Origin of the sequence: Prevotella sp. P4-98 (assembly GCF_002251405.1) — a bacterium.
GTDB lineage: Bacteria > Bacteroidota > Bacteroidia > Bacteroidales > Bacteroidaceae > Prevotella.
The window spans coordinates 1-25,161 of sequence record NZ_NPJC01000007.1 but is presented as its reverse complement, the minus strand read 5'-3'; the positions used below and the strand labels follow the sequence as shown (position 1 = coordinate 25,161).

20 protein-coding genes, 4 tRNA genes and 1 pseudogene are annotated in these 25,161 nt (G+C 44.3%); 21 read left to right on the top strand and 4 right to left on the bottom strand.

All coding sequences use genetic code 11. The annotated features are described in order from the left end of the window. Positions 1-92: 92 nt before the first annotated feature. Together CIK96_RS01725 and glgP are read left to right on the top strand one after the other, a co-directional pair. Positions 93-1,760, top strand: a complete 1,668-nt coding sequence (locus tag CIK96_RS01725; protein ID WP_094439270.1) for a glycogen/starch synthase — start codon at positions 93-95, stop codon at positions 1,758-1,760. Between the two features lie 34 nt (positions 1,761-1,794). After that, positions 1,795-4,368 carry an alpha-glucan family phosphorylase gene (gene glgP / locus CIK96_RS01720; RefSeq protein ID WP_094439268.1) on the top strand — a complete coding sequence of 858 codons (2,574 nt, stop codon included), beginning with the start codon at positions 1,795-1,797 and terminating at the stop codon, positions 4,366-4,368. A 152-nt stretch (positions 4,369-4,520) separates the two neighbouring features. Here glgP and CIK96_RS01715 read toward each other — a convergent pair whose 3' ends face one another. Genes CIK96_RS01715 through CIK96_RS01705 form a run of 3 tightly spaced genes read right to left on the bottom strand, consistent with a single transcriptional unit; the run spans position 4,521 to position 7,212 of the window. Next, a complete protein-coding gene (locus CIK96_RS01715; protein WP_094390021.1) occupies positions 4,521-5,618 on the bottom strand; it encodes a TlpA disulfide reductase family protein in 1,098 nt (365 codons plus the stop codon). A 14-nt stretch (positions 5,619-5,632) separates the two neighbouring features. Next, positions 5,633-6,571, bottom strand: a complete 939-nt coding sequence (locus tag CIK96_RS01710) for a ribose-phosphate pyrophosphokinase (protein WP_094390022.1) — start codon at positions 6,569-6,571, stop codon at positions 5,633-5,635. A 35-nt stretch (positions 6,572-6,606) separates the two neighbouring features. Beyond that, positions 6,607-7,212 (bottom strand): thiamine phosphate synthase, encoded by a 606-nt coding sequence (locus tag CIK96_RS01705; RefSeq protein ID WP_094390023.1) that lies wholly within the window; start codon positions 7,210-7,212, stop codon positions 6,607-6,609. A 110-nt stretch (positions 7,213-7,322) separates the two neighbouring features. Between CIK96_RS01705 and nspC the strand changes: the two genes are divergently transcribed. The 8 genes from nspC to gldE all read left to right on the top strand — a co-directional run bounded on the left by nspC (position 7,323) and on the right by gldE (position 11,461). Continuing rightward, positions 7,323-8,450, top strand: coding sequence for a carboxynorspermidine decarboxylase (gene nspC / locus CIK96_RS01700; RefSeq protein ID WP_094436102.1), 1,128 nt, complete (start codon positions 7,323-7,325; stop codon positions 8,448-8,450). A 102-nt stretch (positions 8,451-8,552) separates the two neighbouring features. After that, positions 8,553-8,625 (top strand) — tRNA-Gly (locus CIK96_RS01695). A 48-nt stretch (positions 8,626-8,673) separates the two neighbouring features. Next, a tRNA-Leu gene (locus CIK96_RS01690) sits at positions 8,674-8,755 on the top strand. A 30-nt stretch (positions 8,756-8,785) separates the two neighbouring features. Then, positions 8,786-8,872, top strand: a tRNA-Leu gene (locus CIK96_RS01685). 23 nt (positions 8,873-8,895) lie between these two features. Continuing rightward, positions 8,896-8,968, top strand: a tRNA-Gly gene (locus CIK96_RS01680). A 67-nt stretch (positions 8,969-9,035) separates the two neighbouring features. Continuing rightward, positions 9,036-9,575: a hypothetical protein gene (locus tag CIK96_RS01675; protein WP_094390025.1), complete on the top strand. Its 540-nt coding sequence runs from the start codon at positions 9,036-9,038 to the stop codon at positions 9,573-9,575. A gap of 47 nt (positions 9,576-9,622) precedes the next feature. Further along, entirely contained in the window at positions 9,623-10,120 is a 498-nt protein-coding gene (locus tag CIK96_RS01670; RefSeq protein WP_094390026.1) for a single-stranded DNA-binding protein, read from the top strand. Between the two features lie 6 nt (positions 10,121-10,126). Then, on the top strand, positions 10,127-11,461 hold the full coding sequence (gene gldE, locus CIK96_RS01665) for a gliding motility-associated protein GldE (protein ID WP_094439266.1): 1,335 nt from the start codon (positions 10,127-10,129) through the stop codon (positions 11,459-11,461). Between the two features lie 20 nt (positions 11,462-11,481). Here the strand turns inward: gldE and CIK96_RS01660 are convergent, their stop codons facing one another. Beyond that, positions 11,482-12,702, bottom strand: coding sequence for a clostripain-related cysteine peptidase (locus CIK96_RS01660; RefSeq protein ID WP_094439264.1), 1,221 nt, complete (start codon positions 12,700-12,702; stop codon positions 11,482-11,484). An 86-nt stretch (positions 12,703-12,788) separates the two neighbouring features. On the opposite strand from CIK96_RS01660, the gene CIK96_RS01655 reads away from it, so the two are divergent. The 11 genes and pseudogenes from CIK96_RS01655 to CIK96_RS01605 form a co-directional block, all read left to right on the top strand. Next, positions 12,789-13,493: a glycoside hydrolase family 25 protein gene (locus CIK96_RS01655; protein ID WP_094436110.1), complete on the top strand. Its 705-nt coding sequence runs from the start codon at positions 12,789-12,791 to the stop codon at positions 13,491-13,493. 44 nt (positions 13,494-13,537) lie between these two features. Beyond that, positions 13,538-14,620 (top strand): zinc ribbon domain-containing protein, encoded by a 1,083-nt coding sequence (locus CIK96_RS01650; RefSeq protein ID WP_094439262.1) that lies wholly within the window; start codon positions 13,538-13,540, stop codon positions 14,618-14,620. Continuing rightward, complete coding sequence (locus CIK96_RS01645; RefSeq protein WP_254047049.1) at positions 14,610-15,035, top strand: FKBP-type peptidyl-prolyl cis-trans isomerase; 426 nt, start codon at positions 14,610-14,612, stop codon at positions 15,033-15,035. Before CIK96_RS01650 ends, CIK96_RS01645 begins: the two co-directional genes overlap by 11 nt. Before the next feature lie 165 nt (positions 15,036-15,200). Beyond that, on the top strand, positions 15,201-16,598 hold the full coding sequence (locus CIK96_RS01640) for an ABC transporter ATP-binding protein (protein WP_094390031.1): 1,398 nt from the start codon (positions 15,201-15,203) through the stop codon (positions 16,596-16,598). Positions 16,599-16,617: 19 nt separating this feature from the next. After that, a complete protein-coding gene (locus CIK96_RS01635; RefSeq protein WP_173815110.1) occupies positions 16,618-17,409 on the top strand; it encodes an ABC transporter permease in 792 nt (263 codons plus the stop codon). Then, positions 17,406-18,203, top strand: a complete 798-nt coding sequence (locus CIK96_RS01630) for an ABC transporter permease (RefSeq protein WP_094390032.1) — start codon at positions 17,406-17,408, stop codon at positions 18,201-18,203. The genes CIK96_RS01635 and CIK96_RS01630 overlap by 4 nt, the downstream gene beginning before the upstream one ends. Before the next feature lie 24 nt (positions 18,204-18,227). Next, positions 18,228-19,568 carry an ABC transporter substrate-binding protein gene (locus CIK96_RS01625; protein WP_094439260.1) on the top strand — a complete coding sequence of 447 codons (1,341 nt, stop codon included), beginning with the start codon at positions 18,228-18,230 and terminating at the stop codon, positions 19,566-19,568. A gap of 195 nt (positions 19,569-19,763) precedes the next feature. Beyond that, positions 19,764-22,268, top strand: coding sequence for a DNA gyrase subunit A (gyrA, locus tag CIK96_RS01620; protein WP_094390034.1), 2,505 nt, complete (start codon positions 19,764-19,766; stop codon positions 22,266-22,268). A 55-nt stretch (positions 22,269-22,323) separates the two neighbouring features. Beyond that, complete coding sequence (locus CIK96_RS01615) at positions 22,324-23,538, top strand: hypothetical protein (RefSeq protein WP_094390035.1); 1,215 nt, start codon at positions 22,324-22,326, stop codon at positions 23,536-23,538. A 19-nt stretch (positions 23,539-23,557) separates the two neighbouring features. Next, positions 23,558-24,763 (top strand): tetratricopeptide repeat protein, encoded by a 1,206-nt coding sequence (locus CIK96_RS01610; RefSeq protein ID WP_094439258.1) that lies wholly within the window; start codon positions 23,558-23,560, stop codon positions 24,761-24,763. Between the two features lie 141 nt (positions 24,764-24,904). Continuing rightward, positions 24,905-25,161: pseudogene (locus CIK96_RS01605) on the top strand (IS1380 family transposase); the annotation flags it as partial.

Here is a 25,161-nt window from a genome sequence, read left to right as displayed (position 1 = left end):
TCAATAAATGTGTTTTTTGGTGAAAAATAATTGCCTAAACTCGCATGATTTTAATATTTTTAAGTAACTTTGTGGCCGTTATACATGTATATATGGGAAAAGAATTGATTAAGCCAGATTATGTCTTTGAATCGAGCTGGGAAGTTTGTAATAAAGTAGGAGGTATATATACCGTGCTTTCCAGCCGAGCTAAAACACTTCAAGATGCCATGTGCGACCGGATTATCTTCATCGGTCCAGATGTGTGGCATGATAACGAGAGTCCTTATTTTCAAGAGGAAAAGTCGCTATTGGCAGAATGGCAATGGCAGGCGAAAGAAGAGGGGCTGAAAGTAAAGGTAGGCCGTTGGGCTGTTCCTGGAAAACCTATTGCTATTTTGGTGGATTTCCAACCTTTTTTTGAGAAGAAAAATGAAATCTATGGCTGGTTATGGGAACACTATCAGGTGGATTCGCTTCATGCCTATGGCGATTATGATGAAGCATCTATGTTCTCTTATGCCGCAGCACTCGTGGTAGAAAGCATCTACCGTTGGCTGGGCAAGGAAGTTGAGGGAAAACATGTGATTTACCATGCCAACGAATGGATGTGTGGACTCGGAGCATTATATATAAATAATGTGTTGCCGCAGATCGGTACCGTTTTCACCACTCACGCCACCAGTATCGGTCGTTCAATCGCAGGCAACCAGAAGCCACTCTATGACTATCTCTTTGCCTATAATGGCGATCAGATGGCAGAAGAGCTTAATATGCAGAGCAAGCACTCCATTGAGAAGCAAACCGCTCATTATGTAGATTGTTTTACTACGGTAAGTGATATTACCGCCAATGAATGTCGTGAACTCCTTGACAAGCCCGTTGATGTGGTATTGCCAAATGGTTTCGACAACAGTTTCGTGCCTAAAGCCGCCACATTCACCAAAAAGCGCAAGGCAGCTCGCAAGCGCCTTCTTGATGTGGCTAATGCCTTATTGGGCGAATCGCTCGACGACGATACACTTATCGTTTCAACATCAGGACGTTACGAATTCCGTAATAAGGGTATTGACGTGTTTGTGGAGGCCATGAATCGTCTGCTTCGCGACAGAGAACTGAAGAAAAAGGTCTTGGCATTTATTGAAGTGCCGGGATGGGTAGGCGAGCCACGTAAGGATTTGCAGGAACGTATGGCGAAGAACGAAAAATATGAAACACCATTGGATGTTCCACAGCTGACCCATTGGCTGCATAATATGAGTCACGATAACGTGTTGGGCATGATGAAATACTACGATATGCACAACCGTAAGGACGATAAGGTGAAGGTCATCTTCCTGCCCTGCTATCTCGATGGACGTGACGGAATAGTCAATATGTCATATTATGATGTGGTATTGGGTAATGACCTGTGCATTTATCCATCGTATTACGAACCGTGGGGATATACTCCGCTGGAGGCCGTTGCCTTCAAAGTGCCTTGTATCACAACAGATCTGGCAGGCTTCGGACTTTGGGCAAACGGCGTGTTCGGTCATGCAGGTGAGATAGAGGATGGAGTGAAGGTCATTCATCGCACAGATTATAATTATTCTGAAGTAGCAGATGCCATCAAGGATACGGTGGCGAAATATTCGGCTATGCCGAAAAATGATGTTGAAAGTTGCCGACGCAAAGCCGATGCACTTTCGAAAAAAGCACTTTGGAGCGAGTTTATCGAATACTATTATGAGGCTTACGACATCGCTTTGCGTAAGGCTCAGAACCGTATGAACAAATAATAAATAGAGTATCAACGTATATATATAGAAAAGTATGAAAATCAAAGCAGATTACGCAAATGCTCCTCAGTGGAAGGAATTGACTGTAAAATCGACCCTTCCTGAGCAGTTGAAATGTTTGAATGAGATTGCCCACAACATGTGGTGGGTGTGGAACTATGAGGCACGCGACTTGTTCCGTGACCTTGACCCTGAGCTTTATCATGATGCCAAGCACAATCCCGTAATGCTTCTTGAGCGTCTGAGCTTTACCCGTAAAGAGGAAATCCTCAAGGACAAGGCTCTGATGAAGCGCATCCAGAGTGTTTATGCACTCTTCCGTGAATATATGGATGTTAAGCCCGACAAAACCCGTCCTTCTGTAGCTTATTTCTGCATGGAGTATGGTATCCATTCTGCCCTGAAAATCTACTCAGGCGGTCTCGGTATGTTGGCTGGTGACTATGTGAAAGAGGCTTCTGACTCTAATGTTGATATGTGTGCCGTGGGTTTCCTCTATCGTTTCGGCTATTTCACACAGAGTCTTTCTATGGACGGACAGCAGATTGCCAACTATGAGTCTCAGAACTTCGGTTCACTCCCCATCGAGCGCGAACTCGACGAGAACGGCAATCCTCTCGTAATAGATGTTCCTTACACCAACTATCAGGTTCATGCTTATGTTTGGCGTGTGAATGTGGGTCGTGTAAAGCTCTATCTGCTCGACACAGACAACGAACTGAACTCAGAATTCGACAGACCAATCACTCACTCACTCTATGGTGGCGACTGGGAAAACCGCCTGAAGCAGGAAATTCTGCTCGGTATCGGTGGTATGCTGCTGCTGAAGAAACTCGGCATTAAGAAGGATGTTTACCATTGCAACGAAGGCCATGCAGCACTTTGCAACCTGCAGCGCCTCTGTGACTATATCGATGGTGGAATGACCTTCAACGAAGCACTCGAACTCGTTCGCGCTTCTTCACTCTATACCGTTCACACTCCAGTACCTGCTGGTCACGACTACTTCGACGAAGGACTCTTCGGTAAGTATATGGGAGGCTATCCTGCAAAACTCGGTATCTCTTGGGATGAGTTCATCGGTATGGGACGTATCAACCCAGAAGACCATAACGAGCGCTTCTGCATGTCAACCTTCGCTTGCAACACTTGTCAGGAAGTAAACGGTGTATCTAAACTTCACGGATGGGTTAGCCAGCAGATGTTTGCTCCTATCTGGAACGGATACTATCCAGAGGAAAACCACGTGGGATATGTTACCAACGGTGTACACTTCCCAACATGGTGTGCTACAGAATGGCGTAAGGTTTATGGCAAGTATTTCAACGAGAACCACATGTACGATCAGTCGAACCAGAGCATCTGGGAGGCTATCTATAATGTGCCCGATGAAGAAATCTGGGAAACTCGTATGGCGCTGAAAAACAAATTGGTGTCATATATCCGCGAACAGTTCCGTGACACATGGTTGCGCAATCAGGGTGATCCCTCACGCGTGCTCAACCTGCTTGAGCGCATCAATCCTAATGCGTTGATTATCGGTTTCTGCCGTCGCTTCGCTACCTATAAGCGCGCTCACCTGTTGTTTACCGACCTCGACCGTCTGGCCAAGATCGTCAACGACCCAGAGCATCCCGTACAGTTCCTCTTCGCCGGTAAGGCTCACCCCGCAGATGGCGCAGGACAGGGACTCATCAAGAAGATTTATGAGATTAGCCAGCGTCCTGAGTTCCTCGGTAAGATCATCTTCCTTGAGGACTACGACTTCCTCTTGGCTCGTCGCCTTGTCAGCGGTGTTGATATTTGGATGAATACTCCAACTCGTCCGCTTGAGGCTTCTGGTACATCTGGTGAAAAGGCTGAGATGAATGGCGTTGTCAACCTCTCTGTACTTGATGGATGGTGGCTTGAAGGCTATCGTGAAGGTGCAGGATGGGCACTTACCGAAAAGCGTACCTATCAGAACCAGGGTCATCAGGACCAGCTCGATGCGGCTACAATCTACTCGCTACTCGAAAACGAGATTATTCCTCTTTACTATAAGAAGAACAAGAAGGGCTTCAGCGAGGGATGGATCAAGGTTATCAAGAACTCTATCGCTCAGATCGCTCCTCACTATACCATGAAGCGTCAGCTCGACGACTACTATGACAAGTTCTACACCAAAGAGGCTAAACGCTTCAAGGAAATCAGCAAGGACAACTGCCGTCTGGCTAAGGAAATTGCACAGTGGAAGGAAGTTGTTGCTGAGCGTTGGGATGCCATCAACGTCGTTTCTGCATCATGGGACTTCCCTGCAAGTGGTGCTGAAACCGGTGGTAAGTACAAGCTGACTTACGTCATCAACGAGCAAGGTCTTGAAGATGCAGTAGGATTGGAGAAGGTGAATCTCTATGTTAACAAGGAAGGACAGGAGCGTATCTTCAATGTAGAGCCTCTGAAGATGGTTGGTCATGAGGGTAACAACTATACCTTCGAAGTTGAGCTGACTCCTCAGCAGGCCGGTACCTATAAATCAGCTGTCCGCATGTATCCGAAGAACAAGAACCTGCCTCACCGTCAGGACTTCTGCTACGTGAAATGGCTTGAACTGCCCAACAACCAGTAATCTGTTGGACATTCAGAAGAGATAAGGAGAGTGGCTTGTCTTCCTCGTGTGGAAGAACAGCCACTCTCTTTCTTTTCTATACAACCGCCTTGATGATAAACCCCCAATCCGTCTGATGACCGATTGGGGGTTAAAGGTGGATGTTGCGATTGTTATTTCAGGTAATCAGCAACAAAGTTTCTGAGTTGTTCATCGCGGAGATCGCGACGCAGGATTTTGCCTTCTTGATCTACAATAACGGTACAAGGGATGCTTTTTACATTAAATAATGTAGCAGCAGACGATTCCCAGCCTTTCAGGTCGCTAACCTGTGTCCAACTCGTTCCCCATTGCTTGATGGCATTTGTCCAAGCGTCTTTGTTGTTGTCAAGAGAAACACCGAGAATGCCCAGACCCTTATCCTTGTAACTCTCGTAGAGGGAAATCACGGAAGGCATTTCTCTACGGCATGGGCCACACCAAGATGCCCAGAAATCTATAACGGTCAATTTGTGCTTCTTTATCTCTGCCAAAGCGCTCACAGGATTACCCTCTGCATCAGGAAGCGTGAAGTCGGGCATGACGGATCCTTCCGCTGTATTGGCTTGCTTGGCCAATTCCTGTTCCATTTGCTGGATGGCGGTACGCTGACGCAATTCCTTCGGCATCTGACTGATGAGATGCTTGGTCGTTGTGGCAGAGAATATATCCTTGGAAAAGTTGAGGATGAGAAAATAGCCGAATTCGTTGTCGATATTGCGTTCGGCGGCAACTTCTACCTTGTTGCTGAACTGTTTGTTGAGTTCTTCTATTTCCTTCATACCCTTTTCTCGTTCTGCCGGACTGACGGGATGGGCATAGATGCGTTCTGCAATAAGATTGATGGCTTTGCCTACAACCATCAACGAGTCGTTGAGACGTTGCCACTCGTTGTTGCAAGGCGTACCGCCAACCCTTGATGCGGAAGGTTCTGCGGAAAGCCGGATGTCGATATTGCCATTCTCCCTGAAGAATGTGGCGTTGATCTGGTGGGCTTTCGCACTATAAAGCATGCAGAAACATGTAGAATCTGCACTTCCCGAAAGACTGAACTTTCCGTTTTTTACTACTAAGGTGTCGCAGGGAATGCCGGTTACCATGTCGGTCGTGAGAAAGAGTGTGTCTCCGTCTTGCATGTTTTCGGCAGAACCTTTGATATGGTACGTGTTTGAATGACAAGCAGCAAGCGTAATGCCTGCTGCTGTCACTATAAATAATGTCTTGATGTTCATCTGAAGGATGGATGTTATACAAGGTATTGACTTGAGATACTCTCGTTGTTGAGCACGCGGCGGATGGTTTCTGCAAACATATCTGCCACAGAGAGCTGCTTCACCTTAGCACAGCGTTGTGTGTAGGGGATAGAGTCTGTGAAGACAATTTCCTCAAGGGCCGATTCTTGTACGCGTTCGCTTGCAGGGCCACTCATCACACAATGGGATGCACATGCGCGAACAGTCTTAGCACCTGCTTCTTTCATGATGTCGGCAGCCTTGGTGATGGTTCCAGCTGTATCGACCATGTCGTCGATAATCACCACATTCTTGTCTTTGACGTCACCGATAATCTGCATGGTGGCTACAACGTTGGCGCGAGCGCGGGTCTTGTTGCAGAGAACCAGCGGGCAACCCAGATATTTAGCATAGGTGTTGGCGCGCTTAGAACCGCCGACATCAGGTGATGCAATAACGAGGTCGTCTAGATTGAGACTCTGAAGATAGGGGAGGATGACGCCGGAAGCATAGAGGTGGTCAACGGGAACATCAAAGAAACCTTGTATCTGGTCGGCATGCAAGTCCATGGTGATGACACGATCAACACCGGCTACGGAAAGCAAGTCGGCTACCAGTTTGGCACCAATGCTGACACGGGGCTTGTCTTTGCGATCCTGACGTGCCCATCCGAAATAGGGGATAACGGCATTGATGGTGCGTGCAGAGGCGCGCTTGGCAGCATCGATCATCAGCAACAGCTCCATCAGGTTGTCACTATTGGGGAATGTGCTCTGTACGAGGAAGATATCGCGACCGCGAATAGACTCCTCGAAAGAGACAGCAAACTCGCCGTCGGAGAACTTTGTGATTTGCAGTTCACCGAGCGGACATCCTAAACTAAGGCAGATTTTCTCTGCCAGATACTTTGTGGCAGTGCCTGAAAATACCATGTAAGAGTTCGATTCTCTCATTTTGTAGTAAATATTGTTGTTAGTTGTTTCTTTTTCTATCCAATGGCCTTTCTGAGCTTTTCGAAGTGGGCAATAAGTTCTTTGTAGTCTAATCCCTGATGGATGTTGAAGCGGTTCCACAGGTCACCACAAATGACAACTCCGCCAAAGCCGAGTTCTTTGGCCATGCGAATATTGTCTATGTTCATGCCTCCTAATGCATACACGTGCCGGTCGATAAGTCCCAACTTAGAAGCCTGTTCCAGTTCGTTGGGAGTAAATGAGGCTTTCTCATTACCCGTCTGACTGTCGAAGATGTGTTTGAGAAACACGTAGTCTGCGTTGCGTTTAGTCACTTTGAGCTCGTCGAGCTTCTGACAGGTGCGACTCAGGCGTCCACGATAGCCTTGCGGGGCTGGTTGTCCTGCCTCGTCAATATGGATGCCTCTCAGATTGTATTCCTCCTTGAGGTAGAAGTGGTCATGTACTACAATCTTTGAACAGTAGTCTTCAGGCAGTAGAGTCAGCAGGCGCTCAGCATACATTGGCGAAGAACCAGGCTTGCATAAATGCAGGCAGTCGAGTCCCTCGTCGAAAAGTGTTGCCAATATTTTGTCTTCTTCCACGAAATACGTGGGCTTGGTCATTACTATGAGTTTCATTGCAATAATCTAGAATCAAATGCAAAAGTAATCATTTTATATGGAATAATGCAATTTAATGACAATAAAAAGCTAACTTTGCAGTCGAAATCAAGATTTATATCAAAAAAATGGAAAATAGTACACCTATATATATTATAGAGGAGGCGAAATTGCGACGTAATCTCGCTTTGATAAAAGACGTGGCTGAACGAACCGGTTCGGAGTTTATTCTTGCCTTCAAGGCATTCGCATTATGGAAAACATTTCCTATTTTTCGGGAGTATATTCAATCTACTACCGCTAGTTCGCTGTCTGAGGCTATGCTCGCTTATCATGAGTTTGGAAAGAAAGCCCATACCTTTTCGCCAGCTTATACAGATGGAGAGTTTGATGATATTGTAGCTTGCTCATCGCATATCACGTTTAATTCGTTGTCGCAATACGAGCGCTTTCACCATCGTGCATCATCATGTTCGATAGGATTGCGTGTCAATCCTGAATATTCGGAAGTGGGTACCATGCTCTATAATCCCTGCGCTCCAGGTACACGCTTTGGTATTACGGCAGATAAGTTGCCGAAAGAACTGCCGTCGGATATTGACGGATTCCATTGCCATTGCCATTGTGAGAGTGGGGCAGATGTGTTTGAACGGACACTACGGCATATAGAAGAAAAATTCTCTCCTTGGTTCTCGCAGATAAAATGGATCAATTTCGGAGGAGGCCATTTGGTGACTCGCAAAGGTTACGATATAGAGTTGTTGGAACGTATAATGAAAGGTTTCCACCAGCGTTATCCCCATCTGAAGGTGATATTTGAACCAGGAAGCGCCTTTGCCTGGCAGACTGGACCGCTTGTGGCCCATGTTGTGGATATTGTGAATGATCGAGGAATCAAGACTGCCATCCTTGATGTCAGCTTCACATGCCACATGCCCGATTGTCTTGAAATGCCATATCATCCAGAGGTGCGTGGGGCAGAATTGGTCGATTTGGAGGAGGCAACGAAAGAAAATACCTATAGATTGGGTGGTAATAGTTGCCTGTCTGGAGATTTTATGGGGTCTTGGCGCTTTAAAAATCCATTGGTGATCGGTCAGGAGATTATTTTTGAGGATATGATTCATTATACAACGGTCAAGACAAACATGTTTAATGGTATTTCTCACCCGTCCATTGGAATGCTCCATATGGACGGGAAATTGGAAATATTGCGCCATTTTGGCTATGAAGACTATCGAAATCGCATGGATTGATACTTTTTTTAGAAAAAAATGCGAGAAAATTTTGGTAATTCAGAAAAATAGCGTACCTTTGCATCCGCAATCGAGAGAGATGCTCCTTGAGAGAGGAAATAAGCGGAAATAGCTCAGTTGGTAGAGCACAACCTTGCCAAGGTTGGGGTCGCGGGTCCGAGTCCCGTTTTCCGCTCATTTATTGAACAGAAAAGAGCGTTAGGATAGGTCTTAGCGATTTAAAGCCCAGGTGGCGGAATTGGTAGACGCGCACGTTTCAGGTGCGTGTGCCGCGAGGCGTGCAGGTTCGAGTCCTGTTCTGGGCACTCTTTTTTATTCACTAAATATTTTATGTTGGAGAGGTGGCGGAATTGGTAGACGCGCTACTTTGAGGGGGTAGTGTCAATTGCGACGTGGGAGTTCGAGTCTCCTCCTCTTCACCATAAAGATTTTTATTTTTTTTGTTGCGGAAATAGCTCAGTTGGTAGAGCACAACCTTGCCAAGGTTGGGGTCGCGGGTCCGAGTCCCGTTTTCCGCTCTTTTTTTATTTATCCTAAGGAAAACCGAAATCTATTTTTTTATTTTAAAAAGATAAATATTTACCGATGAATTTATATATACGCTATTTTGATAAAGAGGTTCTTGTTGATAACGTTGATGATGCTATTCAGTTTCTTGCAGATATCGACGAGATTGGAATGAATCCTATTCTTGAGAAAGACATTCGCAACTACTATAACAGCGATATGTATTATCCTAAGCGTTATAAAGTTCGCCCACGAATCTATTTTATCATCATCAAGACTGAAGCCAAGACGATGCTTGACTTTAAGGAGAAGCGTGCGTTGCATCCTGTGCAAGAGGTTCATGAGAAAAAAAATGTATCGGCATTGGCAAGACTGAACGAAGAAAAGTTTGGCTGGTATGAAGGCTCGCTTGATTTTAAGCGTGTGCAAATAGTTCCTGGTACGGGTAAATTCCAATACCGAGATACCCATTTTGTAGCACAATGTAAGGCGGTATCAGGAATGGATTGTTATAATCGTATTATTGAGCACTTGCGTGAACGGGTTGACGAAAGAAGTCAGTTCCCATCTGCAAAAGGAAAGAATTTCCATTTCCAGTTCTTGGGACTGTGTAAATAACATGTTGCCAAACATGGCGGTTTGAATTTTATCATTATAGAGATATTATGAACAAAGTGATGCTGATAGGAAATGTTGGTGCCGACCCAGAGGTTAGATATGTTGACCAAGGTGTGGCAGTTGCACGGGTACGGCTTGCAACAACCGAACGTGGATATACCTTACAGAACGGTACGCAGGTTCCTGATCATACCGATTGGCACAACGTAATTCTGTGGAGACGTTTGGCAGAAATTGTGGAACAATATGTGCATAAAGGTGATAAACTGTATGTAGAAGGACGCATTCGCTATTCTTCGTATGATGATCGTCAGGGTCAGCGTCGTTTCAAAACAGAGATATGGGCTGATAACATAGAGTTGCTTTCTCCTAAGATGCAAAACAATCCTGCAACAGAAACTTCTCAGTATGCATCAAGTTCTTCTTCTGTTTCAGAGAACCCGACCATGGTAAATTCCAATGATAATACTCAAAGTTCTGTCAATGGGCAGAATGCATCAATGACTTCTGTGGATAATAATGATGCAGAAGCTCTTCCTTTCTAAGCGACAATGGATATCCAACATATTTTATCGGAAGTGCAGTTGATGACTCCAGATTATGGGGCCGTTGTTGCATTGGTTTTGGCATTTGCCTTACTCTTTGTCTCTGGTTTCGCTTCTGGAAGCGAGATTGCTTTTTTCTCTTTGACACCAAATGACGAGAATGAATTGGAAGAGGAAAAGTCGGTATCAGACGGCAAGATCATAGCGCTTCGTAACGATTCTGAACGTACGTTGGCAACCATTCTGATTACCAACAATTTGGTGAATGTAACCATTATCATGCTGCTGAACTATTTCTTTGCACGTGTAGTTGATTTTGGTAATGCGGTATGGTTGCAGTTCTTGTGTATTACGGTTTTTTTGACATTTTTGTTGTTGCTCTTTGGAGAAATTATTCCGAAGATTTACACCCGTCAACAACCACTTCGCTTTTGTCGTCGTGTGGTGTCTGGCATTATGTTTTGCCGTAAACTGTTCTATCCTTTTGCAACCATTCTCATCAAGTCTGGTGTGTTGGCAGGAAAGGTGGTACAGAAGGATAATCATGTGTTGAGCGTTGATGACTTGGAACAGGCTCTTGAACTGACAGATAAGAATGATATCAAGGAAGAACAGCATATGCTTGAAGGTATCGTTCGGTTTGGTGATGAGACAGCTAAAGAGATTATGACGAGTCGTCAGGATGTTGTAGATTTGGATTTTCGTTCTTCATTTAGTGAGGTGCTGAAATGTATAGTTGATAATAACTATTCTCGCATACCTGTCTATCAAGATAATAGTGATAACATACGAGGCATTCTCTATATCAAGGATTTGTTGCCACATCTGGGTAAACCTGCCACATTCCGTTGGCAATCTCTTATCCGTCCTCCATATTTCGTTCCAGAGACTAAGAAAATAGACGATTTGCTGCGTGAGTTCCAGTCGAATCGCGTTCATATCGCCATTGTTGTTGATGAATTTGGTGGTACGAGCGGTATTGTCACATTGGAAGATGTATTGGAGGAAATTGTGGGTGAGATTAATGACGAATACGATGAGGATGAACATAATTATGTGCGTATCAACAGCAATACCTTTGTCTTTGAAGGAAAGACGCTGTTGAGTGACTTTTACCGTATTCTCAAGATTGATGATGATTTCTTCGTTGATGTTGAGGGAGATGCAGATACTGTTGCAGGTTTGCTGCTTGAAATCAAAGGAGATTTCCCACAGTTACATGAGCGGATAGACTATCGTCATTTTACCTTTGAGATATTGGAACTTGAAGAGCGCCGTATTTCAAAAGTAAAGGTTGTGGTTCATCAGTCAACAGTAGAACCGTCTGTGGACAAGCAATAACGGTAATGCAACAAGGATGGTCACCATCCTATAGATGACCATCCTGCTGCATTATACCATTCCATTTGTTTGATAAGTTCGTTATAGTTTTTCTGTGTGCTGTTGTAACGGTTCAATGGTACGAACATACTCATTCCGCCGAAGTTGTCATCTGTTACGGTGAAGTCATCGAAGTCAACCAATCCGTTGGTATCCCATTTGCTGCTTTTCTTTTTGTAAACAACGGCGGCATCATAGGTTTGTCTCCATTTCAGGTAAGCTTCGTTGCCCGTGTTTTGGCGCAGGAAATCCATCATGTCGTACATGATGCGCTCTGCCCGGTAAACATAGTTGACGTTGTTGTAATAATACACCAGTCCATCCATATTGAAGGTCTTACCGTTGAGTTCGTTGCTGATGATATCGTGTGTGGCGCTGGCAAGATCTGATAATTTTGCGGTATTTACCGTTGATATGGGAACCCTGTTTCCTGTTCCTCCAGCTTCATTGTAGCGATCGCATATTTGTTGATACATAGTGGCGTCTGTCTTGTTGAACATCGCCGGTATTATGTTGGCATATGGGGCTCCTGCTCCTGGTATTTCTGCTGGTGATGCGATGATGTAATCTGTAGTGTTACGGAGCTCGTAAGCCACTTCTACGTTCTGGAAAGCACAACAGTCTGCGAAGATGAATTTGAAGGTGTGTGGCAAGGCTTCAAGCGCGTCACGCATTTCTGTTATCTCCATCCATTTCGATTCTTCTTTGTTGAGGTCTTTACCTGAATCTTGTCCAAAGGCTTTTTTGATACTTGGCGTTGAGGCTTGGGGTGTTGTTGTGTTGTGAAACAGCCATCCGTCTGCATGTCCCCATAGAACGAGGCTATACGAATCGTTGGGGTATTCTTTCATGCACCATCCCAATATTTGTTTCATTTCTTCTGAATCAGAACTGTAGAAATCGTTGTTGAATTGATAAACGGTATCAACAGGTTGTTTGGCGTTGCCGGTCAGTCTGATGATAAAAGGTTTCTCCTGTGGGTTCTGTCTGTCAACAAACACGAGAAGTCTGTCTTTGCTTCCCAGCTTTTTTGCCCCGATGATCATATCGTTGATATTGACTTGTGCGATGGATGAGAGATTATTCTCTGCAGCCATATAAACGATGACCGTTCGTCCCTGTCCATTTGATTCTGATGAGTTATCATGTGAGCATGCTGTGAACGCTAATACAGCAAGAATTGTCGTTAATAGATATTTCATAAGTTTAAATTTGTGCTATTTCGAATGCAAAGATAAGTATATTTGTGAATAAATTAGTAACTTTGCATCTAAAATTTTGAAAGATAATGGGAAAAACGTTTATATCTACACTTATATTCCTTGTTGTCACCACTTTAGACGTCATGGCACAAGACCCTTTTTTGCAATGTGAGGACACCTGTAGTCATATTCATGGAATAGATTTGAGTCATTATCAGGGTAATGTCTTTTGGGAGACTATTGGCGACAATACCAAGATGGCTTATGTCTATCTCAAGGCGACGGAAGGGGGAACCCGTATCGATGAGATGTTTGAGCGCAATATAGAAATGGCCCAGCGTTATGGATTGAAAGTGGGTAGCTATCATTTCTATCGCCCAAAGGTGGAGCAAAAGTTGCAGTTGCAGAATTTCCGTTCTCAATGTCTGCCTGACCAGCAGGATCTTATCCCTATGATTGATGTGGAGACCACAAGTGGGTTGCCGACCGATGAGTTTTGCGACTCTCTGTTCCGGTTTCTCGACTTGGTGGAAGAAGAATATGGGCAGAAGCCTTTGGTTTATACTTACCGCAACTTCTACAATAAGCATCTTTTAGGAAAACTCGACGGGTATAAACTCATGATAGCCATGTACACCGATGAAGAACCTGTTTTAGCTGACGAGCGAGACATTCATTTATGGCAATATACCGGTAAGGGGCGTATCGTGGGTATTAGCGGTTATGTTGATAAAAGCAGATTTATGGGACATCATAAGTTGCGTGAGATACGCTTTCATCATCGGAAATAGTCTTTTTGTAGAAAAACCAAGTAATAAAGAAATAAGAATCAGATATGCCAATTATCAAATGTCCTGAGTGTGGCCGTCAGGTTAGCAGTTTGGCCGCCACTTGTCCCAGTTGTGGGGTAGCTATTGCTGGTAATATTGTAAAGTGTCCCCATTGTGGAGAAATAGTATTAGCGAATCAGAATGTATGTCCGAACTGTCATACGAATATTGCGCTCAAAAGTCAGCAAGATCCTATTGCTGCAAAGAATCCTTCGGGCAGTCATCGGGTTTCGGTCGGGCAACCTTCCGTACAATCAACAGTAGGCAAGCAAGGAAATCAGACTGGAGCTCCTGCATCAGATAATGCCGCAGAAGAGCAGCCCAATCATTCTAAATCCTGGAAGTTGTTTTTGGCCTCTTTCCTTATTGCCCTTTCAATAATCTTTGTTGGTTGGTATTTTTATAATAAGACGCAACAGGATAACGAGACAGCCGCTTATGAAAATGCCATGGAGAGTAATGAACTGGCTGTGCTTCAGAATTATCTTGATATGTATCCCGAAGCACCACAGGAACGTCGCGACTCCATCATGGCCCACATAGATATTCTGAAACAGATAGACAACGATTGGTATAATGCTCTTGCCAGTCAGTCTGCCTATGCCCTTGAACGATACATTCAAGAACATCCAGAGAGCGTTCATGCAACAGAGGCACGTATTAAGATCGATTCACTTGATTGGGTTTCTGCTGTTACTCAGAATACTTTGGAATCGTATAAGAAATATATTGAAAAGCATGCCGATGGCGAATATATTGATGATGCGAAGACGAATTTTGAAAAATGCTCCAGCATGCAAGTGTCTTCTGCCGACATCGAAATGGTTAGCGGGCTTGTACGAGCCTATTGTGCCAATAGCGCCAACCGCGAACTGCTTGCCTCTCGTGGTGTTGACCTGACGAATGCAGATATTACTTTTGCGGACGACTGGGAAGTGAAAAAGGTAGAAAATGAGACTACGGGCGAAATGGATTATCACGTAAGCGTAACCATGCAGGCTGTGCAACGTGATGCGTCCCATAGTCAGACTTTACGTTTTACAGCCACTATTGCTGCGGGTCGCCTTACAGATGTTCATGTTCAATAAAATTCGTTTAAAAATGGCATCAAAGCGTGCTTATATTCAGGCCAACAAGGATTGGTTGAACAATAAAGCGAAGGAGAAAGATGTTTTGCCTCTATCCAATGGCATATATTATAAAGTTTTGGAAACGGGGAGTTCATCTGGTCTTATGCCTACTGTGAGAAGTATTGTTACGGCCCATTATACAGGACGGACCATAGACAATCGGGTCTTTGACACTAGTCGTGGTGGTGTGCCGTTGGCTTGTCGGCTATGCGATCTTATCCAGGGATGGATTGTTGCTATGCAACAGATGCATGTTGGGGACAAATGGGAAGTGTATATCCCTGCAGAAATGGGATATGGGAAATTTTCCCAACCAGGGATTCCTGCCGGTTCTACTCTGATATTTGAGATAGAACTGTTGGCTTGTGATTGAAAGTTGCTGACGTTGATGGCAGAGAAGTGATTTCAAACTAACAAATGGGCTGATCATGGGCAAACAAGGGCTAAACATGATAAAAGTGAAGGTGAATCATGTCGCGAAAGGAGTGCAAACAGAAAAATAAGATGTACTTTTGTTGGCAATTTTGATAACATACTAATGAAAGAAACAACTCAGAATATTATAAATATACAACACGTCACCAAAAGGTTTGGCGAGAAGGTGGCACTTGCCGACATCAATCTCTACGTCCGTAAAGGTGAGTTTATGACCATTTTGGGACCATCAGGATGTGGTAAAACCACCTTGCTTCGCCTGTTGGCAGGATTCGAAACAGCTACAGAGGGAGTTATCTCTTTTGACGGTACTGACATTACCAACACACCACCTTATAAACGCAATGTCAATACGGTATTTCAGAAATATGCATTATTTCCACATCTTAACGTCTATGATAATATAGCTTTCGGATTGAAGTTGAAAAATACGCCTAAAGCCGAAATCATGCCGAAAATAAAAGCTGCGTTGAAGATGGTAAACATGAGCGATTATGAATATCGTGATGTCAACTCCTTGTCGGGAGGACAGCAACAACGTATTGCTATCGCCAGAGCTATTGTCAACGAACCAGAGGTGCTTCTGTTGGATGAACCGTTGGCGGCTCTTGATCTGAAAATGCGGAAGGATATGCAACTCGAACTGAAAGAGATGCATGAACGGTTAGGGATTACTTTCGTTTACGTTACCCACGACCAAGAAGAAGCCCTTACGCTGAGCGACCGTATCGTGGTGATGAGTGAAGGAGAGGTTCAGCAGATAGGAACTCCTACAGATATTTATAACGAACCGGCCAATGCCTTCGTGGCAGATTTTATAGGAGAGAGTAATATTCTTGACGGAACGATGCGCCATGATTGTCTTGTTACTGTGGCAGAAAAAGACATCGCTTGTGTGGATAAGGGATTCTTGATTGATGAACAAGTGGATGTGGTGATACGACCTGAAGATGTTGAGATGACAACCAATACGGCTGAAGCCCAGTTCGTTGGACAGGTTACCTCGTCCATATTCAAAGGCGTACATTATGAGATGTTGGTGGTAACCGACAACGGATACGAACTGCTGGTTCAGAATTACAAACACTTCGAAGTGGGGCAGACTGTGGGTATGAATATCACTCCAGACAATATTCATATTATGCGGAAGGATTGTACCGCCAATATTTATCGGGCGAAGGTGAATGCTCCGGACGTGGTGGAATTTCTCGGACAGGAATTCCGGTTGTCACTTCCAGAACGGCTGCAGAACGCATACGCAATTGATGTGAAAGTTGCGTTTGATGCCGTTGAATTGTTTGATAACGAGCAAGACGGAACATTTACGGGCGATATTTGTTTTATACTCTATAAAGGAAATCACTACCATCTTACCATAGATACCGATTGGGGCGAAAAACTCTATGTTGACACACAAGACGTGTGGGATTTGGGCGATCATGTTGGCATTACCATACAGAAAGTGGAATGTGGCGAGATGAAGTATGAAGCAGTTCCCTGACAACAATACCAGAAAGACAATGGAGAAAAGAAGGATAAAGCTAATGGTTTCCAGGCAGAGTTGGACGATGCCCTATGCTATTTTTGCAGCCATTTTTGTCGTACTGCCTTTGCTGCTTATTGTAGCCTTTGCTTTTACCGATGAAGAAGGGTGTTTCACACTTTATAATTTTCAGAAGTTCTTGGCCCATCCGGAAGCCATTAATACCTTTGTCTATTCTATCGGAATAGCCTTTGTCAATACGCTGATCTGTATAGCGCTTGGATATCCGGCAGCCTATATTTTGGCGCAGACCAAGATGAAATATTCTTCTACGATAGTGATGCTCTTTATTCTTCCCATGTGGGTGAATGTGCTGGTACGTACGTTGGCAACGGTTGCTTTATTTGACTTTGTTGATATTCCCCTGGGTGAAACAGCATTACTTTTTGGTATGGTCTATAATTTCATACCGTTCATGATTTATCCCATTTATAATACGTTGCAAAAGATGGACCGTAGCTATCTTGAGGCTGCGGAAGATTTGGGCGCCTCGCCCTTCCAACGTTTCTACAAAGTGGTTTTGCCACTTTCCATGCCTGGTGTGGCAAGCGGAATACTGATGGTTTTCATGCCAACGATCTCCACCTTTGCCATCTCCGAACTGTTGACCATGAACAATATAAAATTGTTTGGAACAACAATTCAAGAGAATATCAACAACTCTATGTGGAATTATGGTGCCGCGCTTTCGCTTATCATGCTCTTCCTCATAGGAGCATCTACATTTATTGCTGGTGACGATGCCAGCCAGGAAGGAGGCATCAGATGATTAAACGCATACTTTGCCAGGGCTACCTGTGGCTGTTGCTCTTGCTCCTCTATGCCCCAATTATCATCATAGTAGTATTCTCGTTTACCGAGGCTAAGGTTATGGGAAACTGGACGGGATTTTCCACTCAGCTGTACCGGAATCTTTTTTCGGATAATGTACATCACTCCTTAACGGCTGCATTTATTAACACGGTAAGCATCGCACTCATCACCGCAACCGTATCAACAGTTTTCGGTACCATCACAGCCATAGGTATCCATAATCTGCGCAATAGGCGCATTCGGCGAGCTATTTCTTTTGTCAACACCATCCCCATCCTTAATGGTGATGTGATTATTGGTATTTCGCTCTTTTTACTCTTTATTACGTTGGGCATCCCGCAAGGCTATACTACTGTTGTTCTGTCGCATATCACCTTTTGTCTGCCTTATGTCATCCTGTGTGTCTTGCCACGTTTGAAGCAGATGAATCCGAATCTTTATGAGGCAGCACTCGATTTGGGAGCATCGCCCATGCAGGCACTCCGCAAAATCATTATCCCTGAAGTCTTACCAGGAATGGTGTCGGGCTTCATGCTTGCCGTTACGATGAGTATTGATGATTTTGCCGTTACTATCTTTACCATTGGTAATGAAGGTCTTGAAACTCTTTCCACCTACATTTATGCCGATGCAAGAAAAGGAGGCCTGACTCCAGAGTTGCGTCCGCTTAGTACTATTATCTTTGTTGTTGTGCTGCTCATGCTTGTAGCGCTTAATCGAAGAAAAGTGAAGAGTGAATCAAATACCTGAATATAAGAGACTGTACTGTTGACAATGAAGAAAATAAACTCGATAATATGTTCGTTGATGCTCTCGTTGCTGTTGCTGACATCTTGCTATAATAGCGAAAACAGAGAGGAAATACTCAAGGTCTATAATTGGGCAGATTATATCGATGAGAACGTTTTGACTGATTTCCCAAAATGGTATGAAGAGCAAACGGGAAGAAAGGTGCGAATCATCTTTCAGACATTTGATATCAACGAGGTCATGCTTACCAAAATCGAGCGGGGGCATGAAGACTATGATGTGGTGTGCCCGTCAGAATATATTATTGAACGTATGTTGCGCAAGAATCTGCTCTTGCCGATAGATACTTGTTTTGGAAAAACTCCCAATTATATACGGAATATTTCCCCCTATATCATTCGGCAGATTGATGCAACAAGTAATAACGGGCGTGTGGCTCACCATTATGCCGTGCCTTATATGTGGGGAACTTGTGGCATCTTGTATAATAAAGCGTATGTAGATAGAAAAGACGCCCAAACGTGGGGGACGTTGTGGAATAGCAATTATCGCAACCGTTTACTTATGAAAGACTCCTATCGTGATTCCTACGGAACAGCACTCATTTGGGCACATCACAAGGAAATTGCTTCAGGAAAATTGAGCGTAACCCAACTGATGAATGATTATTCTCCAGAAGCCATCAAAACTGTGGAACTGGAATTGAAGGCTATAAAACCTAATATTGAAGGATGGGAGTCTGATTTTGGCAAGGAAACGATGACCAAAGGAAAGTCATGGCTGAATATGACGTGGAGCGGAGATGCTGTCTGGGCTATTGAAGAGGCGGGTAAAGTGGGAGTCGCTCTGGGGTACGAAGTTCCTCGCGAAGGAAGTAATGTTTGGTTTGACGGATGGGTTATTCCCAAATATGCACGTAATCCGAAAGCCGCAGCTTATTTTATCAACTACCTATGTCAACCCAAGGTGGCTCTTGCAAATATGGAGACAACGGGGTATGTCAGTAGTGTGGCAACTCCAGAAATTCTGGCGCAAATGAGTGATAGTGTGGAATATTCGGAAACAGTCAATTTAGGTTATTTCTTTGGAAAAGACGCACATAAGGCGCACCTCAATCCTATTATGTATCCAGACAGTCAGGTGGTATCCCGATGCGCTATGATTCATGATGCAGGCGAACATACGGCAGAGGTGCTCGACATGTGGTCAAAAGTAAAAGGAGATAATCTTGGAGGAGGACTTGCGGTATTCCTTCTGACTGCTGTTGCCATACTTACAGTTGTTGTGGTCATACGCAAATATGAACACAACAAGCACCGTAGACTTTCACTCAAACACCGTCGACGTCATGTAATCCGCTTGTAAATGGCATCGTGAACTGCGAATTAGCCAAAAAGAACAGTATTTTGTTCCCAATAATCATTAAAATATTTTGTGTTCTGCTCACTTTTTTATACCTTTGTACATTGAAATTGAAGTGGCGAAATGCGTCAGAGGCCACGAAAACGGCCTTAAACGCGATTTTGCACAAAAATGACGAAAACAAAAAACAATTAAATAATGGATCAAACTATCGACAACGACAGAATCCTTAAAATTAACATCGAAGAAGAGATGAAGTCGTCATATATTGACTACTCCATGTCGGTTATTGTAGCACGAGCCCTTCCAGATGTTAGAGACGGATTCAAACCTGTTCATCGCCGTATCCTTTATGGTATGATGAATGTAAACAACGTATCAACTCAACCTTATAAGAAATGTGCACGTATCGTTGGTGAGGTGCTTGGTAAATACCACCCCCACGGAGACTCTTCTATCTATGGCGCACTTGTGCGCATGGCGCAAGATTGGAACCTTCGTTATACGTTGGTTGACGGTCAGGGTAACTTTGGTTCGGTGGATGGAGACTCACCTGCTGCCATGCGTTACACAGAGTGCCGACTTTCGAAAATGGGTGAGCACATCATGGATGACCTTGATAAGGACACCGTAGATATGACCAACAACTTCGACGACTCCCTCCAAGAGCCTACCGTAATGCCTACCAAGATTCCTAATCTGTTGGTTAATGGCGGTAACGGTATTGCCGTGGGTATGGCCACCAATATGCCTACCCATAACCTGAATGAGGTGATTGACGGATGCTGTGCATATATTGATAATCCAGACATTGATGTGGATGGACTTATGGAATACATCCCTGGACCCGATTTCCCAACAGGAGCATACATCTATGGTCTGCAGGGCGTGAAAGATGCATATGCAACTGGTCGCGGACGTATTGTAATGCGTGCAAAGGCTGAAATTGAGACCGGTGAAACCCATGATAAAATTGTGGTAACAGAAATTCCTTATGGTGTCAATAAGGCTGACCTTGTTAAATATATTGCCGACTTGGCCAATGAACACAAGATAGAAGGTGTTGCCAATGTTAACGACGAGTCTGGCCGACAGGGTATGCGTATCGTGGTAGATTGCAAGCGTGACGCTAATGCCAATGTACTGCTCAACAAACTGTTCAAGATGACTGCTCTGCAGAGCAGTTTCTCTGTCAATACCATCGCGCTTGTCAATGGTCGTCCTCGCCTGCTGACACTCAAGGATTGTGTGAAGTACTTCGTAGAACATCGTCACGATGTGACCATACGTCGCACCAAATACGATTTGAAGAAAGCACAGGAGCGCGCACATATTCTTGAAGGATTGATTATTGCTGTCAACAATATCGATGAGGTCATTCATCTGATTCGTCAGAGCAAAACGCCAAGCGATGCGCAACGCGCTTTGGAACAGCGTTTTGAACTTGATGAAATGCAGTCGAAAGCAATCGTTGACATGCGTTTGGCACAACTCACAGGATTGCGCGTGGATCAGCTCCATCAGGAGTATGATGATATTATGAAACTCATTGCCGACTTGGAGGAAATCCTGAACAATCCTGAGCGTTGTAAGGAAGTGATGAAAGAGGAACTCCAGGAAGTGAAGGAAAAATATGGAGACGAGCGTCGTACCGTAATCATTCCATTTGATCATGAGTTTAATGCAGAAGACTTCTATCCAGACGATCCTGTGGTGATTACCATTTCGCACATGGGGTACATCAAGCGCACGAAACTTGACGAATTCCACGAGCAAGGACGTGGTGGAGTGGGAGCCAAGGCTGCCCGACATCGTGACAACGATTTCACAGAGTATATTTATCCTGCCACTATGCACAACACGCTTCTCTTCTTTACTCGTAAGGGACGTTGCTATTGGCAGAAATGCTATGAAGTGCCCGAGGGCGACAAGAACTCGAAGGGACGTGCCATCCAGAACATGCTCAACATCGAGTCTGACGACGCTATTAATGCTGTACTCCGCGTGAAAAACTTCAACGATGAGGAATTCCTCAAAACACACTTTGTGGTGTTTGCTACCAAGAAGGGTATCATCAAGAAGACTTGTCTTGAAGCATATCGCCATCAGCGTGCTATCGGTGTGAAGGCTATCAATATCAACGATGATGATGAAGTGGTTGCAGTACGTCTGACCAATGGTCATAACGAGTTGCTGCTGGCTAACCGAAACGGACGTGCTGTACGTTTCAATGAAGATCAGGTACGCACAATGGGACGTGTCTCTACCGGTGTTATCGGTATGCGACTTGACGAAGGAGATGACGAACTCGTAGGAATGGTATGCGTCAACGATCCACAGACAGAGTCTATCATGGTTGTCTCAGAAAACGGTTATGGAAAACGTTCCGATGTAGAAGACTATAGAAAGACTTCACGTGGAGCTAAGGGTGTGAAGACTCTTGCCGTGACCGAAAAAACTGGTCGCCTTGTAGCCATCAAGGTGGTAACCGACGAGAATGATCTGATGATTATCAATAAAAGCGGTATTCTTATTCGTCTTAAAGTTGCCGATGTACGAATCATGGGACGTGCTACCCAAGGTGTACGTCTTATCAACCTTACCAAGAAAAACGATACAATCGCTTCCGTATGTAAGGTTGATAGCAATGCCGATGAAGATATCGAAACCGAAGAGGTGGATGTGAATGACGATGAGGCATAATAGCTTGAAAAAAGGAAAAAGTATAAAATAACAGTTTAATTAATAATTAAAGCTTATGAAAAAATTATTTGTAATGGCAATGATGTGCATCGCAAGCGGTGCTGCATTTGCTGGGGACAGCCCCGAATTGAAGGCTATCCTGAAGGCTAAGACTTACGATGAGGCTGCAAGTCTTGTCAAAGCTGCTAATCTGCCTAATGCAGAAGAGAAAGCTAAGGCTTACAACAAATTGGTAGATTTGGCCATGTCGAAGGTTACCAAGGAAACTGGTACTATTGCAGAGAACCAGTTGGCAGAGCAGATGAAGACCGGTAAAGTGGAGCAATACGATACACTCGGACTTGCTGATGCTATCTGCAATGCAATCAACGACGCTATCGAGTGTAACAAATACGATCAAGAGCCCAACGCCAAAGGCAAAGTAGCTCCTAAGTTTGCAGAGAAGAATGCTCAGCGTATATGGTCTGTACGTACTCATCTTGTAAATATCGGTCAGGATGTTTCACGTTCAGGAAACGATGCTGCTGTGCTGAAATATTGGGGCGCATTCCTCGATTCATCAGCTGATCCACTTTTCGCTTCACAGGAACATGAGTCACAGAAGGCTTATTTCGGACAGGTTGCATTCTTCGCCGGTCGCTATGCTGCCCAGGCAAAGGATATGACTCGTGCAAATAAATACCTCGATATGGCTATGGAAGATCCCGAACAGAAGACTGAAGCTCTGAATCTGAAACTGTATCTTGGTCGTAGCGAACTGAAGACCAAGCAGGACTCTCTTCAGTATATTGAAACCTTGAAGGATCTTTATGTGAAGAACCCAGAAAATGCTGTCGTACTTGATGGTCTTTATATCATGTATGGTGAGATGAAAGACAGAAAAGCTCAGGATGCTTTGCTCGACAATCACTTGGCTAAATATCCTAACGATTTCACAGCTCTTGCAGACAAAGGTATGCTTCTCGCTATTGACGACAACGATCCTAAAGCTGGTGCAGAATGGCTGCGTAAGGCAATTGCTGTAAACGACAAAAATGCTGTGGTACAGTACTATCTTGGAACTTGTTTGATTGTTCAAGCTGGAAATACTGAAGATACGAATGCTCGCAAGGCACTCTTCCAGGAGGCTGTAAAGGCACTTGATGCTGCCAAGGAAATTGATCCAGACAAGGCGCAGGTACGTTGGGGCTACAACCGTTACCAGGCATATTACGGCCTTTATGGTGCAGACGATCCCAAAACAAAGGCTGCAGAAGCAGAAGCAAAATAATTAGACAATACTATAGCAGATGAAGAAGCAACGCTTGCTTGCCTTGTTTCTCTTGCTGCTCTCCTTTATACCGTGCCTGCAGGCTCAGAAGAAAGAGCTTGGTCAGGCACGGTCTTATATCAAGAGTGGCAAAGATTATGACAAGGCGGAAAAACTCATGACAGACCTGCTTCAGAAAGACTCTACGTGTCATACGAATGAAAAAGTCTATCTGATGTGGTTTACTTCTGTCTTGAAACAATACGAAGCGGCCAACGAAAAATTGTATCTTAAACAGAAATACGATACAGCGGCCTTCTTCGGATTGACTCACCGTCTATATGCCATTGCTGAGTCGCTCGATTCAATAGATGTGGCAGAACATGGTGGAAAGAAACCGCGATTGAAGTATCGGGAGGGTCATGCGCGTTTGCTCAACCAGCTTCGTCCCAACCTCTATTTCGGCGGAACCTATCATGTAGGTAAGGGTAATTATAAAGAGGCAATACGCTTCTTTGAAACCTATTTGGAAGCCGACAACCAACCACTTTTCCAAGGATATAATTATTCTTCAAAAGATTCCAGAATGCCACAGGCGGCCTATTGGGCTGTCTATTCGGCTTACAAATTGAATGATGCCGACAAGGTGTTGCGCTATGCTCCTATGGCGATGGCTGACACTGCAAAGACCGCCTATACGCTGTTGCATGTGGCTGAGGCTTACGAATGGCAACGGAATGATTCGGCTTATCTCGCAACTCTTGACGAGGGGTTCATGCGTTTCCCAGAACATCCTTATTTTTTTCCACATTTGGAAGACTATTATACGGGGAATGGTAATTTTGAGATGGCGCTGAAATATGCAGAACGTGCTCTTGAGGTAAATCCACAGAACACTATCTTCCAATTGGCCAAAGCCACGTCTCTGCTTAATCTTGAACGTTATGATGAGAGTGTGCGGATCAGCGAGCGGCTTATTGCCGATTGTGATACGATGCCGGAACCATACTATACGATAGGGTCTGCTTATCTAAATCAGGCTTTGACAATGGAAACGGGAGTGAAGGCACGCGACAACAAAACGAAGATTCGTGAATTTTATATCAAAGCGCGGCCTTATATGGAGGCCTATCGCAAACTTGCACCTAATGAGAAAAAGAAATGGGCTCCTGCACTTTACCGTATTTATCTCAACCTCAATATGGGGAAGCAGTTTGAGGAAATTGACCACTTGATGCATGATTGATAACCCTTAATTCCGCAACACTATAATTTAACTTTATTTATAAGTTCCTGAGCAACAAAAAGTTGCCCAGGATTTTGCCATGTCAGAATTTTCACTTATCTTAGTGTTGCAAAAAGAAAACAAGCAAAACTCTAATATGACATGGCAAAAATACAAATTAAATCTGAGAAACTCACACCTTTTGGAGGAATTTTTTCAATCATGGAGAAATTTGACTCCATGCTTTCACCCGTTATCGACTCAACACTGGGTCAGAGATGCAGCAGTATCTTCGGATATCAGTTCAGCGAGATAGTCCGTTCGCTGATGAGCGTTTATTTCTGTGGCGGCTCATGCGTGGAAGATGTAACGTCACAACTGATGCGCCATCTCTCGTATCATCCTACCCTTCGTACATG

Coding starts and splice junctions, on each gene's coding strand:
- nspC (WP_094436102.1), top strand. CDS start 7,323: ATGGAAAATAGTACACCTATATATATTATAGAGGAGGCGAAATTGCGA.
- CIK96_RS01625 (WP_094439260.1), top strand. CDS start 18,228: ATGAAGAAAATAAACTCGATAATATGTTCGTTGATGCTCTCGTTGCTG.
- glgP (WP_094439268.1), top strand. CDS start 1,795: ATGAAAATCAAAGCAGATTACGCAAATGCTCCTCAGTGGAAGGAATTG.
- CIK96_RS01660 (WP_094439264.1), bottom strand. CDS start 12,702: ATGAAATATCTATTAACGACAATTCTTGCTGTATTAGCGTTCACAGCA.
- gyrA (WP_094390034.1), top strand. CDS start 19,764: ATGGATCAAACTATCGACAACGACAGAATCCTTAAAATTAACATCGAA.
- CIK96_RS01615 (WP_094390035.1), top strand. CDS start 22,324: ATGAAAAAATTATTTGTAATGGCAATGATGTGCATCGCAAGCGGTGCT.
- gldE (WP_094439266.1), top strand. CDS start 10,127: ATGGATATCCAACATATTTTATCGGAAGTGCAGTTGATGACTCCAGAT.
- CIK96_RS01705 (WP_094390023.1), bottom strand. CDS start 7,212: ATGAAACTCATAGTAATGACCAAGCCCACGTATTTCGTGGAAGAAGAC.
- CIK96_RS01635 (WP_173815110.1), top strand. CDS start 16,618: ATGGAGAAAAGAAGGATAAAGCTAATGGTTTCCAGGCAGAGTTGGACG.
- CIK96_RS01640 (WP_094390031.1), top strand. CDS start 15,201: ATGAAAGAAACAACTCAGAATATTATAAATATACAACACGTCACCAAA.
- CIK96_RS01630 (WP_094390032.1), top strand. CDS start 17,406: ATGATTAAACGCATACTTTGCCAGGGCTACCTGTGGCTGTTGCTCTTG.
- CIK96_RS01645 (WP_254047049.1), top strand. CDS start 14,610: ATGTTCAATAAAATTCGTTTAAAAATGGCATCAAAGCGTGCTTATATT.
- CIK96_RS01670 (WP_094390026.1), top strand. CDS start 9,623: ATGAACAAAGTGATGCTGATAGGAAATGTTGGTGCCGACCCAGAGGTT.
- CIK96_RS01710 (WP_094390022.1), bottom strand. CDS start 6,571: ATGAGAGAATCGAACTCTTACATGGTATTTTCAGGCACTGCCACAAAG.
- CIK96_RS01725 (WP_094439270.1), top strand. CDS start 93: ATGGGAAAAGAATTGATTAAGCCAGATTATGTCTTTGAATCGAGCTGG.
- CIK96_RS01650 (WP_094439262.1), top strand. CDS start 13,538: ATGCCAATTATCAAATGTCCTGAGTGTGGCCGTCAGGTTAGCAGTTTG.
- CIK96_RS01675 (WP_094390025.1), top strand. CDS start 9,036: ATGAATTTATATATACGCTATTTTGATAAAGAGGTTCTTGTTGATAAC.
- CIK96_RS01655 (WP_094436110.1), top strand. CDS start 12,789: ATGGGAAAAACGTTTATATCTACACTTATATTCCTTGTTGTCACCACT.
- CIK96_RS01610 (WP_094439258.1), top strand. CDS start 23,558: ATGAAGAAGCAACGCTTGCTTGCCTTGTTTCTCTTGCTGCTCTCCTTT.
- CIK96_RS01715 (WP_094390021.1), bottom strand. CDS start 5,618: ATGAACATCAAGACATTATTTATAGTGACAGCAGCAGGCATTACGCTT.